The organism is Paenibacillus albicereus, assembly GCF_012676905.1.
In the GTDB taxonomy this organism is placed as follows: Bacteria; Bacillota; Bacilli; order Paenibacillales; family Paenibacillaceae; genus Paenibacillus_O; species Paenibacillus_O albicereus.
In genome coordinates this window covers 1,739,810-1,755,892 of the sequence record NZ_CP051428.1, presented here as the reverse complement: position 1 = coordinate 1,755,892, position 16,083 = coordinate 1,739,810, and the positions used below count along the sequence as shown (strand labels likewise).

Annotated in this window: 8 protein-coding genes; 4 read left to right on the top strand and 4 right to left on the bottom strand. The window is 68.5% G+C overall.

The features are described 5' to 3' along the window. Nucleotides 1–201: 201 nt before the first annotated feature. Nucleotides 202–918, top strand: a complete 717-nt coding sequence (locus HGI30_RS07595) for a glycosyltransferase (RefSeq protein ID WP_168907074.1) — start codon at nt 202–204, stop codon at nt 916–918. A gap of 356 nt (nt 919–1,274) precedes the next feature. Here the strand turns inward: HGI30_RS07595 and HGI30_RS07590 are convergent, their stop codons facing one another. Together HGI30_RS07590 and HGI30_RS07585 are read right to left on the bottom strand one after the other, a co-directional pair. Beyond that, the gene (locus tag HGI30_RS07590; RefSeq protein ID WP_028597766.1) at nt 1,275–1,520 is read right to left on the bottom strand and encodes a DUF2164 domain-containing protein; all 246 of its coding nucleotides are present in this window, start codon (nt 1,518–1,520) and stop codon (nt 1,275–1,277) included. 145 nt (nt 1,521–1,665) lie between these two features. Further along, the gene (locus HGI30_RS07585) at nt 1,666–8,307 is read right to left on the bottom strand and encodes an RICIN domain-containing protein (protein ID WP_168907073.1); all 6,642 of its coding nucleotides are present in this window, start codon (nt 8,305–8,307) and stop codon (nt 1,666–1,668) included. 157 nt (nt 8,308–8,464) lie between these two features. Between HGI30_RS07585 and HGI30_RS07580 the strand changes: the two genes are divergently transcribed. The 3 genes from HGI30_RS07580 (at nt 8,465) to HGI30_RS07570 (ending at nt 10,900) form a co-directional block, all read left to right on the top strand. After that, nucleotides 8,465–9,364, top strand: a complete 900-nt coding sequence (locus HGI30_RS07580) for a PhzF family phenazine biosynthesis protein (RefSeq protein WP_168907072.1) — start codon at nt 8,465–8,467, stop codon at nt 9,362–9,364. Between the two features lie 65 nt (nt 9,365–9,429). Next, nucleotides 9,430–9,915: a DinB family protein gene (locus HGI30_RS07575; protein WP_168907071.1), complete on the top strand. Its 486-nt coding sequence runs from the start codon at nt 9,430–9,432 to the stop codon at nt 9,913–9,915. 82 nt (nt 9,916–9,997) lie between these two features. Then, nucleotides 9,998–10,900, top strand: a complete 903-nt coding sequence (locus HGI30_RS07570; protein ID WP_168907070.1) for an AraC family transcriptional regulator — start codon at nt 9,998–10,000, stop codon at nt 10,898–10,900. A 202-nt stretch (nt 10,901–11,102) separates the two neighbouring features. Here the strand turns inward: HGI30_RS07570 and HGI30_RS07565 are convergent, their stop codons facing one another. Together HGI30_RS07565 and HGI30_RS07560 are read right to left on the bottom strand one after the other, a co-directional pair. Beyond that, on the bottom strand, nt 11,103–12,011 hold the full coding sequence (locus HGI30_RS07565; protein ID WP_168907069.1) for a DMT family transporter: 909 nt from the start codon (nt 12,009–12,011) through the stop codon (nt 11,103–11,105). A 178-nt stretch (nt 12,012–12,189) separates the two neighbouring features. Then, nucleotides 12,190–16,008 (bottom strand): glycosyltransferase family 39 protein, encoded by a 3,819-nt coding sequence (locus HGI30_RS07560; protein ID WP_168907068.1) that lies wholly within the window; start codon nt 16,006–16,008, stop codon nt 12,190–12,192. Nucleotides 16,009–16,083: the final 75 nt, after the last annotated feature.

Sequence of the window (16,083 nt, the reverse complement as noted above, 5' to 3'; positions counted from 1 at the left end):
CAAGCAGGCCTTCCTCTCCTGCGTCGGCATCAGGCGCGGCGGTTATAGGAGGGCGCGTCGACGGGGCCGAGACTTCCTTCAAGCGGCCGATGGGAAACAACGGCAACTTGGGCTGCCGCCTCGCGTCAGCTGTCCCTATCGCCGGCGCCGCGAGGCTCATAGGATAGAGGTGACAGCTTATCCGATGAGGTGATGCCCGCTATGCTGCCGTTAGTCACGGTTGTCATACCGTTCTACAACTGCCCGTACATTCCGCAAGCGATCCAGAGCGTGCTCGATCAGTCCTACCCGTCGATCGAGATCATCGTCGTCGACGACGGCTCGACCTCGAACCAGCATCTGCTCGATCCGTACCGCCATCGCATCGTCTATCTGAGCAAGGCCAACGGCGGAACGGCCACCGCGCTCAACTACGGCATGCAATGCGCGACCGGCCAGTACGTCGCCTGGCTCAGCTCCGACGATCTGTTCACCCGCGACAAGGTGCTGAACCAGGTGTCCTACATGCTGGAGAAGCGCGCCCAGTTCTGCTTCACGGACTTCAATACGATCAACGAGACCGGACAGATCACGCAGCTGTGCAGCATGGTCAAGTTCCCGACGGAAAAAGCGTTCATCGCCTCCATGCTCGACTTCTGCCCGGTCAACGGCTGCACCGTCATGATGCTGCGAAGCCTGATTCAGAACGTCGGATGGTTCAACCCCGGCCTGCCCTACGCGCATGACTACGACCTGTGGGCGCGGATCGCGCTGCATGACGTCGGCATGCACTACCTGAACGAGCCGCTCACGCTGTACCGCCGCCATGCCGGTATGGGCACCGTCCAGCATCTGGCGCGCATCATGCCCGAGTTCGAGTCGCTCAAAGCCTACTATGCGCCGATGCTCCGGACGAAGCTGGCCCGCATGCCGGGCTGACTGCAAGCAGATCGGAAGCGGAGCGCGAGCGGAGCTTGATCCGAAAGCGGAACTCGGAGCGGTACGCGTGCGGAGCTGGAGGAGAAGCGGAATTCGAGCGGTGCGCAAGCGGAGCTTGAGGGGAAGCGGAATTCGAGCAGTCCGCAAGCGGAGCTTGAGACGCCGCCTGCGTGCTCATGAGCCGGTCCGGCCGGATCGGCTCATGAGTCTCCGACAACAAGACGCATGCCAAAAAGGGACGCGGCAGCTCAGGCTGTCGGGTCCCTTTTCGGCATGCTCGCGGCTGGTTCGAGCTGCGGATGGCGTTCGTTCGAGCGTTCGTCCGAGCATGCCTGCGGATTCCCGCAGCCGGCCGCTCAGCGGATCGTCCGCTTGAGCGCATGCAGGTCGTCCTCGACCTGCAGCATCCGCTGTCCGAGCAGCTTCATCGCGTCGTCGACGCCCTTGTTGTACAGATGCGGAGCCAGCGCGGCGATCATATGGTCGAGCAGCGCCTCCGCGGCGATGCTTCCGAGCGGCAAGTCGAGCTCGCGGTCCGCGAAGTCCTGCAGGCTTTCCGCCAGCTCCTTTTTCTGCTCCAGCGGTAGCTTGATCGGCATCATGGCGTTCCCTCCTTTGTTCGAAATGTCGTGATCTTCAGTATAAAGCTTCGCATCGGCAAGCAAAACGGGATCAAGCGGCATGTTCTCCGCTTGATCCCGTTTTTGCTTGCGCTCGCTGCGGGCCGGGCGCAAGCCCGGCGCCGAGCTAGATCAGCTCCGCCAGCCGCAGCAGGCGGACGAGCACCGCCGCCGCTTCTGCGCGGGTGACGGCGCGGGCCGGCTCGAACCGACCGCCATCGCCGGCCATCAGGCCGAGGCGGGCCGCGTCGGCGACCGGCTCCGTCGCCCAGCGCGCGATGGCGCCCGCGTCGGCATAAGCCGCCGATGCCGCGCCCGCAGCCTTAGCCGCCACGCCAAGCTGGCTTGCAGCCCGCGAGGCGAGCGCCGCCAGCTCCTGGCGGCTCACCGGCGCGCTCGGACGGAAGCGTCCGTCCGCATCGCCCTGCGCGAGGCCGGCGGCCAGCGCCGCGCGCATTGCCTCGGCATGCCAGGCGCCTGCCGCTACGTCGCGCGGCGCGCGCTCGCTGTCGCCGGCCGGCAGCTGCAGCGCGCGGACGAGCAGCGCCGTCAGCTCCGCGCGCGTAATGGCGCGCGCCGGCTCATAGCGGCCGCCCGCGCCTTGCGCCAGGCCGAGCCCGGCCAGGCGGGCGATGTCGGCCGCAGCCCAGTGGCCGGCCGTGTCGGCGAACGCCGCGGCCGAGCGGGCGGCGGCGGCGAACGCGCCTCCGCCGGCCGGAGCCGCCGACGCCTTGCCGCCTGCGAAGCGGGCCGGCAGCCCCGCCGCTGCGCCGTCCGCCGAGGCGAGCCGCAGCAGCGCGCTCGCGCCAGCCTCCGCGCCGATGCTCAGCCGCGGCCGGTCGGCCGGGCGGAACGCCAGCGGCTGCGAGCCGCCTGCCCAGACGGCGTCGATGCTCGCCTCCACCGCCGTGCCCGCCAGGCGGAACCCGGCCGCCAGCGCGGCGCGGCGGAGCGCCGCCGCAGCGGCTTCATCCGCCGCGCCGAGCCGCAGCTCCAGCTCCGGCTTCGCGCCCGCTACCGCCGCCGTCGTGCGCAGCGCGCGCAGCAGAGCGTCCGGCTGCAGGCGCAGCTCGGCGCCTCCCGCCTGCACGAGCAGCTGCGGCTGCGGCTTGGCCCCGGCCGCGCGGGACAGCGCGTCCAGGCTCAGCCGCAGGCTGCCGTCCGCGCCGAGCGGCAGCAGCACCTCCGCCTTGCCGTCCGCGATGGCGGCGAGCAGCGCCTGCTCCGCCGCATGCGCCGGTGCCGACGTCGGCGTCGGCGTCGCGCTCGGCGTCGGCGTCGCGGACGGACCCGCTCCCGTATCCGGCGTCGGCGTCGCTCCCGTATCCGGCGTCGGCGTCGCTGCAGCGTCCGCCTCCCTCACGGTCAGCGTGTACTTCCGCTCGGCGCCGCCGAGACGGATCGTCACCGCCGCTTGACCGGCCGCCAGCGCGGTCAGGCGACCGTCCTCGTACGAGGCTGCGGCCGGCGGCTGGACGGTGACGGCCGCATCGGCCGTCCGGTCCGTCCCGGCCGCATCCCGCACGGCCAGAGCCGATGATGCTCCGGCCGTCAGGACGAACCGCGAATCCTGTCCGTCCTCCAGCCTGACCGAGAACGGCTTGACGCGCGAAGCGAAGCCTTCGTTCCATTCCTCGAACGTCAGCCTTGCCGGCGGACCGGCGAAGGCGTCCTTCATCCGCTCGCCGCGCACGATCAGGTTGTCGATCCGCATGCTGCCGGTCGGATAGCCCTGCTCGTTGTCCGTCTTCGTCTTCGCCGCTTCCAGGCCGTTCGTCCCCATGCCGTCCAGCACGTTGTCCTGCAGCAGCACGGAGCCCAGCTCATGCGAGCCGTGGACCGTGATGCCCGCATACGCGCTGTCCAGCGCCACGTTGCCGCGCACGACGACGCTGCCCCCGCCGCCGGCCAGGTCGGACTCTCCGGCGAACAGCCAGATCGCCCCCAGCGGAATGCCGTAGCCGGTGTCGTAGCTGCCGGTGCGCACGAGCGTATTGCGCTCGACGATCGTCTCCCCGGCGAACGGCTCCGCCGCGAAGCGAGTGGAGACGGCGATGCCCGCTCCGTTCGCGACCGTATCCCGGAGCAGGTTGTCCTGGATCCGGTTGCCCCCGCCGCCGAACACCGCGATGTTGTCCGCCAGCCACGGCAGCGACACCGTATTGAAGCGAGCCGCGTTGTTCACGCTCGGCGTACGCTCCGCTCCGTTCGGTTCGGCCAGCTTGGGATCGGTGAACGACCACATCGCGATGCCGTCGTCGCCCGGATAGCGGACCTCGCTCTGCTCCATCAGGCTGTCCGAGGTGCCGACCGCGAAGTTGATGCCGTCCGCCAGCAGGTTGCGCAGCCTCAGCCCGGCCATGTACAGCCCTTTCGTGCGGACCTTCTCGCCGATCGGCTGGGTCAGCCAGAGCCCCGCCTTGGCATGCTCGACCCAGACGTTCTGAATGACCGAGCCGGGACCGAACGCGCCGTGGAACGCATTGTCGAACGCCTCGTCGTCGCGATCCGCCACGTTGCCGTCGATGAACAGGTCATAGACGCCGACCTTGCCGCCGTGGCCGTAGAAGCGCGCGCCGTTCAGCTCCGTATGCCAGACTCCCGCTCCGCGGATGACCGCGTTCCCGAGATCCAGCACCTCCTCCGTAAAATCAAAGCTTCCCGCCGGGAACCAGACGCCGCCGTCCGCGCCTCCGGCCGCTTGCAGGGCGGCTTTGAGCGCCGCCGTATCGTCCTGCCCGTCGCCGGACACCGCGCCGTAATCCGTCACGGATACGAAGCCGTCCAGCTTGGCGTAGGCCTCGTCCGCCCGCTCCAGGTCGACGACGTCCAGCGTGTAGGACGCCGCGTCGTCGCCGCCATCCTTTTGCAGCCGGATGACCGAGCCGGCCGCAACGTCGCCGATCCAGGCGCGGACATCGTCATAGAAGCGGTGGCCGCTGCCCTGCGCAGGATCGTTCGACCACGGATAGCTGCCGTACACCCAGGAGTTCCGGTTCGTCAGCGTCAGCTTCTGCCGGAACTGGCCGTCCACGTACAAGGACAGCGTGCGCTCCTGCTCGGAGCCGTCCAGCGTATCCGGAATGGAATAACGCAGCACGAGCGCGTCGGCCGCCTCTGCGGCGGCGAACTCGACATAGTCGCCTTGCTGGCGGAGCTGCACGGCCTCGCGGCCGGAAGCCTCCGAGGCGAGCGTGCGATGCAGCCGCGACGGGCCGATCCGCTCCCCTTTCACATCCATGTGCTCCGCTTCATAGGAGACGTAGGCCGCCGTCGCGCCGCGATCGTCCGGCGCGATGCTGTCCGACACGACCAGCGAGCGGAGCTTGCCTGCGTCCGCCACGGAGATGACGTTGACGCCGCGACGCAGCTCGGCCGTCCAGCCCGCCCGGGCAGCGATGCCCGCAGCCGGCAAGCCGTTCACCGCCGCCTTCAGCTCGGCGGCGGCAGGCGCCGCTCCGTCCCACGCGAGGCGGATCGCATACGCGCCTGCCTCTGGAGCCGTCACGGCGAACCGATACATGCCGTCCGCCTTGAACGCCTTTTCGGCGGGATAGACGATATCCGCCCGCGCCGGCTCCAGCCTCCACCGCACAGCGGCGTCGCCGGCCTCGCCGGATCGGGCGAGCGAAGCCCCGCCCGCAGCGGCCAGATAGCCCTCCCCCTGGATCGAGCGCAGGATGCGGTAGCCGAGCCGCTCCTCCACGCTCCACTGCGCTTCCGCAGCGAGTCCGCCCGCCGCCGTGCGCAGGCCGCCGGCAGGCAGCAGCTCCGGCACGCCCGCCGCCGTCATCGCCAGATACGAGCCGGTCGCCTCGTTGCGCAGCAGCTGGCGGCCGTTCGTGTCCACCTGCCGCCAGCGCGCCGAGGCATCCTCCTCGTCCGCAGCCAGGAGCTGCGGCTTGCCGCCGCGATCGGCGAGCTTCAGGCCGGGCGCGCCGGACGGCGCGATCGTGACCGCGTTCGCCGCCTCCAGCATCGGCGTCGACGTGTCCGCGCGGCGCGGCTCTGCGGCCGCAGGCGCGTCCATCTCCGCCGGCGCCGGCTCGAGCTGCCAGCGCGCCGTCGCTGCCGTGGCGAGCGCCAGTCCATGCTCCGCATAGCCGGCTCCGCTGCCGATGTGGACGAATTCATCGCTGAATTCGCCGTCCAGGCTGCGCAGCAGCCACGCCCCGCCGTCGGCCGTCGGCTCGACCGCCCAGGCCGCCGCTCCCGGAGCCGCCTTCCCTTCGGCCAGGCTTTCCAGGAACGGATAGTCGGCGTTCAGGCGGAGCAGATGGCCGCTCGCCCGGTTGCGGAGGCTCCAGCCGCCGCTGTCCAAGCGCTCGAGCGTCCAGTGGGACGAGCCGTCCCGCTCGCCGGGACTGCCGTACAGCACGATGCCGGACGGATTCTCGTACAGCCAGCCTTGGCCGGACGCGGAGCGGATGCGCACCGGCTCCTGCGGCGGCGCCTTCGGCCCGCTCGTCGCCGGTTCGGCGATGAAGCGCGCCGCCTCCCGCTCGGCCGCGCCCGCCGCCTTGCTCAGCCGGATCGCCGGCGAGCCGTCGGCCGCCTGTCCGGCCAGCAGATAGTGCCCGGCCCAGCGGCTCTGGATCGTCGAGTAGACGGTATCGGCCACCGTGCCGACCGCCCACTTGACGCTGGCCCAGTCGGAGCCGACGGAAGCGAGCGTCTGCGGCGACTCCGCCGGCTCGTCGTCGGCCTCATGGCCCGCGATGTTCTCCAGCGCCGCATAGCGGCCGCTGCCCTGGTTCTTGAGCCGCACGACGCCTGTGGCGCCGGCATCCTCAAGGTACCAGACCGAGGCCGGATCGGAGGCATCCGCCGATCCGTACGTCGCCATGCCGACCGTCGCATCCGCCCCGTCCTGGACGTCGAGCAGATACTGATCGTCCGTGCCGGCGATGCGGAACCGGAACAGCCGCTGCTTGTCCGGCACGACCGGCACGAAGCGCCAGCGCGGGCTCGACCAGCCCGGATTAATGACGCCATACTCGGCGTACTTGGTCAGATTCTGGATGGAGACGTACTTCAGCGGCTGCCGGCCGGGATGCTTGTCCCGCACGCTGCTCACCAGCATGTCGCCTTCGCCGGCGTTGCGGATCGTCCAGACGAAGCCGCCGGAGCGCTCCTCGCCTGCCGCCAGCGCCGCCAGCCCGATCCGGCCGCCGTACTCGGAGCCGAGCCGGACATGGTGGCCCGTCGCCCGATTCTCGATCAGCTTGCGCCCCTCGAACTTATGGATGACCCACTGGTCCCGGCCGTCCGTGCGCGCGTTGCCGTACTTGAGCAGCCCGTCCTCCGACTCGTACAGGTAAAAGGCATTGTCCGGCCCCCAGGCGTTCTGGATGCGGAGGTAGACCGGTCCGTCGCCCGCAGGCAGCGTGTCCGGGTCGGCCAGCTGCCACTGCGAGCCGAGCGACGCGGCATCGCCGCTGAGACCGGCCGTCCCGTCCGCCGCGCCGGCTACATAGGACGCCTCGCCCGCAGCGCTGCCGATGGTCAAGTAATCGTCGTACTCATCCGATTCGGTGAACGTCCACGTCGAGCCGTCTCCGGCGGACGCCTGCAGCGCAAGCGCCGGTTCGCCATCGCCGCCGCGAGCGATGTACCGTCCGCTGGCCGCGCTCCGCAGCCGCTTCGCTCCATCATAGTCCTCCACGAGCCACAGCGAGGCGGCCTCGTTGCCGAGCGCCTCCGATACGGCTCCATGCTTCAGCTCGCTGCCCTGCTCATAGATGAAGTCCGTCGGCCGCTGCGCGTCCGTATACGCGGCGATGCGCACGGGCTTGATCTCGCTGATCGGCATGGCCCGCCAATGCGCCGTCGGATTCGTCTTGCCGCCCGGCCAGCCGTTCGAGCGCACGTCCGTGTCGTCCGGAAACTGTGCGTTCAGCAGGCTGCCGGGCGCCCCCGCGTTCTCCAGCGTGAACCAGCCTCCGTCCGCGGCTTCCCGCTTCCACAGCGTCCGTCCGGGCGACGCGGCGTCCCGCTCGCCCGTCCGCACGGCCGCCCAGTCCGGGTCGCGCTGCACGATGTAGCGGCCGGAGCCGACATTGCGGATCGCGAGCGAGCCGCTGGCCGCGTCCGGCTCCAGCATCCACTGGGAGGCCCGGTCCGTGGCCGGCCGAGCCGCGAAGCCGACCGTCGGCTCCCCGTCCTTCGCCGTATATTCGACCATCACCTGTCCCGGATGATAGCGGGATTCCAGCTGCACCGGCTGCGGCGCGTCCAGCGGCACGAACGCCCACTTCGGGCTGTCGAAGCCGAGGTTCACGTCGGAGCCGAGCTCGGCCCAGCCGAGCTGGCGCTCCTCGTGGATCGCCCGCTTGCCCGCCGGGTCGGCCGCGCTGACGATATTGTAGTAGTCCCGCGTCGCCGTCGGCACGATGCGCCAGCGCTCCTCCGCCCCCGGCGCGCCGGCTTCCTTCGCCTGAAGGGCCGCGCCGAGCTCGCCGGCACCTGCCGCCGTCACGACATGGCCGGTGCGGACATTGCGCAGCAACGCGCCGCCCTCCTGCCATTCGATCGTCCAGTGCGACGACTCGTCTGCGGGATTCGTCTTGCCGTAGCGTACCTTGCCGTCGGACGCCTCGTACAGATAGTTGCTCTTCCACAGGTTCTTGATCCGGACCTTGCCTTGCGGCAGCTCCGGCTGCGCGCTGTCCGCCGCCACCGCGGCTCCCGCCAGCGCCGGCAGGCTGCCGATCCAGAGCAGCACCGCGAGCAGCGCCGCCGCGAGCGGCTTCCACCTGATTCGCTTCATCGATTGACCCCCTCGATTTATCCACCATTTCCCTTTCAGTGTAGGGTGCAACCGCTTCCATGATCGAGGTGCGCTTTTATGGCAAGCAGGTGTTTTTCTACGAATCTTCCTTCCTCTGACAGACGCCATGCTATAATGCGGAAAAAGGAGGAGCCGCATGAGAGCCGAAACGACTATTCTTCATTACGATGCTTTTGCGGGCGAACCCGGCCAAGGCAATCCCGGAGGCGTCGTGCTGCATGCCGAGGACTTGGCCGACGGCCAGATGCTCGAGCTCGCCGCGCGAGTCGGCTTCAACGAAACCTGCTTCGTGCTGCCTTCGGAGCAAGCCGGCTTCCGCATCCGCTACTTCACGCCGGGCCATGAGATGGACCTGTGCGGCCACGGCACGATCGCCTGCCTCGCCGCTCTGGAGACCGCCGGCCGGCTGGACGGGCTGGACCGGCTCACGATCGAGACGCTTGCCGGCGTGCTCCCGATCCGCATCTCGCGCGATGCCGGCAGCGGCAAGGCAAGCTTCGTCATGCGCCAAGCCTCGCCGCGCTTCCTGCCGTTCGGCGGCTCGCGCGCGGAGCTGGCCGACGCCCTCGGGCTGCAGGAGCAGGACCTGCATCCCGACCTGCCGATCGTCTACGGCAGCACGGGCATCTGGACGCTGTGCGTGCCCGTGCGCGGACTCGACGCCTGCGCCCGCATGCGTCCCGACAACAGACGTTTCCCCGAGCTGCTGGCCGAGCTCCCGCGCGCCTCTCTCCATCCGTTCTGCCTGGAGACCGTCCATGCGGATGCTCGCCTTCACGCCCGCCATTTTTCCTCGCCCTATTCCGGCACGATCGAGGACCCTGTCACCGGCACCGCCTCCGGCGTGCTCGGCGCGTACTGGGACCGCTTCATCGAAGCGGCGCCGCCGGAAGGGCTGCGCCTGACGGTCGAGCAAGGCCAGGAGGTCGGCCGCGACGGCAAGGTGCATGTGACCGTCGTGCCGCGCGGCAGCGAGCGCGAGGTGGAGATTTCCGGGTCCGCCGTCTTCGTACGGGAGTGGACCTTGCCGATCTAGCCCTTTGCCGCGCCATGCCGCCGCTCGCCGCAACCGACTCATGTTCCGAAAAGGAGACGATATCCATGACCCGACCCGACTCCGCGATCTTCGGCCAGCTTGAGGCCGTGCGCTCGCTCACCCTCCGTCAGCTCGACGATCTGACGCCGCTGCAGGCCGACCTCATCCCGTCCGGCTTCCGCAACTCCATCCGCTGGAATGCCGGCCATCTCGTCGCCGTGCTGGAGCGCTTCGCGTTCAAGGCGCCGGGAATTCCGTCGCCGCTGCCGCCGTCGTTCCGGACGCAGTTCGACTTCGGCAGCTCTCCGGCTTCGTGGATGGATCAGGAAGAGCCCGTACCGACGCTCGAGGAGCTGCTGGAGCTGCTGCGGGACCAGCCCGGCCGCGTGCGCGAAGCGCTTGACGGGCGGCTCGACGAAGACGTCGAGCCGTACACGACCACGACCGGCATCCTGCTGTCGACTCCACGGGAGTACCTGTCGCTCGGCCTTTACCACGAAGGGCTGCACCTGAGCGTCATCAAGCTGTACCGCCGGCTGCTCGGGCTGTGAGCATCTGTCCGCAGAGAGCAGGAGAAGACAGGCGGACAGCGCCGGATCCCGGTACAATCGGCAAGGAAGGAGGCGCAAGGCATTGGATTGGCTGACCCGAATGAACGATACGCTCGACCGGATCGAGCAGCAGCTGGACGGACGCCCCGACGTGGAGGCGCTGGCGCGGGAGGCCTACTCGTCGCCGTTCCACTTTCAGCGCATGTTCCATGCTCTGACCGGCTATCCGCTCGGCGAGTACGTGCGGCGGCGCAGGCTGACGCGAGCGGCCCAGGAGCTGGCGGCGAGCTCGATCAAGGTCGTCGACGTCGCGCTCAAGTACGGCTACGAGTCGCCCGAGGCGTTCGCCAAGGCGTTCCGCAAGACGCATGGCGTCACGCCGACGATGGCGCGCCAGCCCGGCTGCCGCCTCGTCGCCTTCCCGAAGCTGCGCTTCCATCTATCGCTGAAGGGAGAAGAGGAAATGAACTATCGGATCGAAAAACGAGATCGCTTCACGATCGCCGGAGCCTCCATCGTCGTCAGCTGCGAGAACGGGGAGAACTTTCGCCGCATCCCGCAGTTCTGGCAGGAAAGCGGGCAGAACGGCACCATCGGGCGCGTGCTGGAGCTGTGTCCTGGCCAGCCGCTGATCGGCGCCTGCACGGACTTCCGCATCGTTGGCGAAAAGGACGAGTCGGAGCGCTTCCGCTACATGATCGCCGTAGAGGCTCCGACCGGTACCGTGCCGGAGCCGTTCGAGCACGAGGGCGCCGAGTTCGTCGAGCGCGAGGTGCCCGCTTCCACTTGGGCCGTCTTCACGGCGGTCGGGCCGCTGCCGGAGTCCGTGCAGAGCGTCAGCCTGCGCATCTATTCGGAGTGGTTCCCCTCCACCGGCTACGAGCACGCCGGCGGTCTGGAGCTGGAGCTGTACCTGGAGGACGGCGGTCCCGATTCGGATGCCGTGACCGAGATCTGGGTGCCGGTGAAGCTGTCGTCGCAGTAAGGCTAGACGAAAGGCCTGCGCACGCTTGCGCAGGCCTTTTTTGCACGGCGGCTGCGAGCACTAGGCACGGTTTTTCCGCGCGTAGGATCGACCCTCTCCTCCATATGGCATCAAAAAAAGAGCGGCTCCATCGCCCGTCGGACGTCGGAACCGCTCCCTCGCTCTCGATCGGGCTTGCCTTCGGATACTCCGGCTGCCCTGGTTAAGCCCCGTCGCCTCCGCCCCGAGCCGCCGCTGACGCCGGGCGAGACGGCCTCGTAGCCAGGAACACCCCGGCGAGAATGACAGCCAGGCCGGCAAGCAGATTCCAATACAGCTCCTCGCCGAGCAGCAGGAAGCCCCATAGGATCGCCGTCGCGGGCACCAGATAGGTGACCATCGTGGCGAGCTCCGGACTTCCTTTTTGAATCAGATAGTAGAACAGGATGTAGGCGATGCCGGAGCCGAATACGCCGAGCCCGACGATCGCGCCGAGGAACGGACCCGATGCGAACGCCTCGACCGGCAGCGGATCGCGCGCGAGCGCGACGGCGCCGCAGGAGACGGTCGCGACGAGCAGCGTGCCGAAGGTGGACTGGTACATCGTCAATCCGCTCAGCCGCTTGGACAGCTGCGAGCCGATGCCGTAGCAGAGCGTCGCGCCCATCATGCAGAGGAAGCCGAAGCCGTCCACCGAAATGATCGTCGCCGGATTGACGCCGAGCAGGACGAGAATGCCGACGAGCGAGATCAGGATGCCTCCCCACTGCTTCGGACCCGGCTTGCCGGCGAAGAAGAGCGCCCCGATGACGAGCGTCCAGAGCGGCGTCGTCGCGTTGAGCACCGAAGCGACGCTGCTCGTCAGCCTCGTCTCGCTGAGCGGGATGAGCGCCCACGGCACCGTCGTGTTGAACGTCGCCATGACAGCGATCGGCAGCCACGGCAGCAAGCGCAGCGAGAACGGCTGGCGCAGCGCCAGCATGACGGCGGTGATGGCGATGAGGCCGGCGCCCGAGCGGAGGAAGGCGATCATCCACGGACCGGCTTCCTCCAGCAGGAGCTTGATGAAGAAGAACGAACCGCCCCAGATGAGGCTGAGCAGGACAAGAGCTGTAGCGAGCGGCTTGGTCAAGGCAGTTCCTTCCTTTCTGATTCCATTCGCGCCGCGGCTGCGCGCGGGCGAAGGCGTAGTTTAGGATAAGCGAAGACGGCGGCTTTGTCGAGAAAGGCATGCGTCTCTGCGGCAGCAAAAAAAGGACGAAGCGGCAGGCGCTTCGTCCTTTTGCCTTGTCGGCCTCGTCCTTTCCCCGTCAGGAGAAGAACGTCCAGCTGCCGAACCATTTGAGGAATTGCTCCGCATAGCTGCGGCTGACCGTCAGGCCTGTCAGCACCGGATAGAACATCGCCATCAGCACGGCCGCGCCGCCGACATAAAGCCCCGTCGCGAGCTTGGCCGAGCTGCGGCCCATCTTTTCCGGCAGGCGGATGAGCACGTACACGATGCACAGGATGAGGAACGGCACCGTCGCGTAGTAATGATAGATGAACGTCAGGCGCGGAATGCCGACCCACGGCAGGTACTGCGACAGCAGTCCGATCGTGATGACGAGCATGGCGCGGCTGCGTCTTTTCCAGGCTGCCGCGAAGGCCGCGATCGCGCACGGGATGCCGGCCCACCAGATGAGCGGATTGCCCATGCTCATGATGCTGGAGATCTGGCCTTGAGCGAGGCCGGAGCCGCCGTAGTACCAGATCGGCCGGCGGATGATCGGCCATTCCCACCAGGTCGAGGCGAACGGATGCGTCGCGACGAGCTTGGAATGGTAGTCGTACATGAACTTCTGGAACTCGACGACGTTGCGCAGGCCGTGGCCCGGTCCCGGCACGAGCAGGAACGGAATGTACGTCAGGACGTAGATGACGGCGGGCACGGCGACGAAGAACAGGAAGCCTGCGCCGACAAGCTTGGCCGGCACGCGGCTTTCCGCAGCCGCTTCGTCCGATCCGCGCGCCGCTCCGGCCGCCTCGCGCGAGGCTTTCCAACGCCGGTACATCGAGCCGAAGAACAGGACGGCGAGGCCTGCGCCGGAGTAGACGCCGACCCATTTGACCGATGCTCCGAGCCCGAAGAAGACTCCGGACAGAGCGAACGCCTGCAGCGCCGGCCCCAGCCTCGCTCCGCGCACGTTGCGCTGCAGGAACCGGTTCATGAAGTGGTAGCTGAGGATGATGAACAGGACGGCATACGTATCGACCGTGCCGATCCGCGACTGCACGAGCGGCATGAAGTCGAGCAGGATGAGCGAGGCGGCCAGCAGGCCCGCCTTGCGCGAGTTGAACAGTCCCCGCGCCAGCACGTACATCGCCGGGATGAGCAGCAGGCCCGCCAGTCCGCCCATCACCCGCCAGCCGAACGGATTCATGCCGAAGATCGAGACGCCCGCCATAATGATGACCTTGCCGAGCGGCGGATGCGTCGTCTCGTACGGCTCGATCCGGTGCAGATGCTCGAACGCCGTGCGCGCGTGATAGATTTCGTCAAAATACATGCTGTTCTTGTACGAAGGCTGCGCCGGCACGAGCGAAGGTTCGTCGAACAGCGGCGATCCGCCCGTGTCCGCCAGCGGCATCGAGCGGCCTTCGGCGTCGATGACCCCGGCTTCGTACAGGACGACGCCCGGCGTGCCGGTGATGCGCACCGCCTGGATCGTCTGGCCGCCGACTCCGATCGACTTCCACTGGAACACCGTGCCGCCGTCGACCTTCTGCTCCGCCGGGGCGCCGAACGTCGTGCCGTCCGCCGACAGGGAGACCTGCACCGTGCCGCTGCCGATGCCGGCATACAGCATGACATGGTCGGCCGGCTGCGGCCCTCCCTGCAGCTGCACGGTCACTTCCTGGCTCTCCTGCGTCGGCGTCCAAGGCGTCGACGGCGCCTTGGCGTCGCCGAGCTGCCAGAACATCATGACGGCGTAGACCGCGACCAGGCCCGCGATCGGGAGCCATTCCTTGCGCCTGGATACGCGGGACGAATCCTCGTACGGCTCAGGTCCGGCCGGCTGCTCTTGCCTCGATCCGGAAGCCGCACCGGAAGGTCCGGATGGCTGCGCAGGCGCTTCCGGCAGCTTCCACGCGCCGCCGGCGGCCAGCGCCAGCGAGCCGTAGGCGCGGCCGCGGACGAGCTGGACGACCAGATGGACGAGCGCCGCTCCGGCGAGCAGCTGGAGCAGCGAGACCGTCACCATGAGGCCGTCGCCGTTGGCCCGGTAGAAGTTCTGCTCGATCGCATCCCGCAGCACCGGCGCCGTGTTCGCGAGCACGGTGAGCGTCAGCGCCCCATACAGCGCGAGCAGCCGCTTGCTGCCGGAGACGATGAACGCCGCCAGCGCGAAGGCGAGCGCGGGGTACAGATACCGCTCATGCATGCCGGTTTTCAGCAGGAAGACGAGAGATGCTCCGGCGAACGCCGCGAGATAGAGTCCTTCGCGGCCTTTTTTCCAACAGATCAGCCCCATCGCCACGAGCGCGGCGAGCGCGCCGAGGTTGCCCCATGTCGACAGCTCCAGGCCGAGCCACGTGCGGGTCGTCTCGATCCCGTTGTAGCCGAGCAGGCCGTACAGGTTGAAGGCGTTGAGCGTCGCGTACGGATAAGAGGCGAACATGTTCTTGTAATGCTCGATGATCCAGCTCGGCTCCCTGCCGATCGCGAACGGCAGGAGCAGCAGCAGCGCGGTGCCGATGCCGGCGCCGGCGGCCTTGAGCCAGTCGGCCGGCTTGCGGCTGCGAAGCAGGGCGAACAGCAGCAGCGGCAGGAACAGCACCGCCTGCGGCTTGACGAGCACGGCGACGGCGAGCCAGGCCGCGCCAGAAGCGTAGCGGCTCTGCGTCAGCGCCCGCACGGCCAGCAGCACGAGCAGCGTCATGACGGAGTCGACCTGCGCCCAAAGCGCGGAATCGAGCCAGACGGCCGGGCTGAAGACGTAGAGCGCCGCCAGGAACGCGCTCAGCCTCGTGCCGAAACGGCCGCGAGCCAGATCGTACAGCAGCCAGCCGGCGGCGAGGTCCGCGAGCAGCGCCGGCAGCTTGACGAGCAGGATCTCCGGCCCTGCCCCGAAGCCGAGCCCCAGCGCGCTCTTGAGCATGCCGAGCACCCAGAGCACGTAGATGTAGCCCGGCGGATAGTCCGCGAACACGCCGTCTTCGAAGAAGCCGTTCAGTCCCGTCTCATAAGCCCGCTGCGCCCACAGGCTGAAGTCGGTATAGTCGACGGGATGGCCCTGCATCGTCGGCGCGAGCACCAGCCGCAGCAGCAGGCCGGCTCCGAGCACGAGCCAGATCGCCCGTCCGGAGCGGCCCGGCTCCGGCTGCCGCCGCAGCTCCGCCGCTAGGCCAGCGGAGGCGCTGCGGCCGAAGATCGCGCTCCAGGCCAAGTACATGGCCGCTGCGAAAGCGATGCCGCCCGCGATCGACAGCGGCATGAGGAAGCCCGGCGCGCCGGCTCCGGCGGAGGAGCCGCCGCCCGAGCCGGCGGCGACGGTCGACGGATCGAACGAGACGGCGTTCGCCGCCGCTTCTCCCTCGACCTCGACGAGCGACACCGCCGCGAAGTCCGCGGTGCCGGTCGTCTCGCTGCCGTAGCCGCCGAGGCGGAGGGCGATGTCGAGCTCCTTTTGCTCGGGTCCGGTCCGTCCGTACAGCTCGACCGGCTGCCACGCGCCGGCGGTGTCGAAGATCGGGGCGGACGCATCCAGCACGCCGAGCACCGACAGGTTCGCCCCTGCCGATCCGGAAGGCACGCCGGAGGCGCGGATCATGCCGCTGAGCTTGTACAGCGTGTCCGGCTCGACCGCGACCTTCTGCAGCCAGCGGGCGTCGTTCGGCTGCTGGCTCGCGACCCGGACGAACTGCGCGGGATCGGTTCCGCTCCCTTGCTCCAGCGTCCAGGACGTCACGGATTCGTCCAGCTTGTAGCCGTCTTTGGTCCAGCCTTGCGGCAATCCGTCCTGGGACGTCTCGAAGCCGCCGTTGACGACGAGCTCCGTCGCCGCAAAGGCTGCCGGACGTCCGGCCAGCGCCATGACGGCGACCAGCAGGATCGCCAATGCCGGGCGTATGTATGTAAGCTTCAAATCGTCCTACCATCCTCTCCTGGCTGCATGACTAGTACAAGATTAGCATACCGGAACCGCTTGCGACACCCTCAA

What these genes read in the sequence shown, in the direction of transcription:
- HGI30_RS07585 (WP_168907073.1), bottom strand. Translation starts at nt 8,307, where the DNA reads ATGAAGCGAATCAGGTGGAAGCCGCTCGCGGCGGCGCTGCTCGCGGTG.
- HGI30_RS07575 (WP_168907071.1), top strand. Translation starts at nt 9,430, where the DNA reads ATGACCCGACCCGACTCCGCGATCTTCGGCCAGCTTGAGGCCGTGCGC.
- HGI30_RS07590 (WP_028597766.1), bottom strand. Translation starts at nt 1,520, where the DNA reads ATGATGCCGATCAAGCTACCGCTGGAGCAGAAAAAGGAGCTGGCGGAA.
- HGI30_RS07580 (WP_168907072.1), top strand. Translation starts at nt 8,465, where the DNA reads ATGAGAGCCGAAACGACTATTCTTCATTACGATGCTTTTGCGGGCGAA.
- HGI30_RS07595 (WP_168907074.1), top strand. Translation starts at nt 202, where the DNA reads ATGCTGCCGTTAGTCACGGTTGTCATACCGTTCTACAACTGCCCGTAC.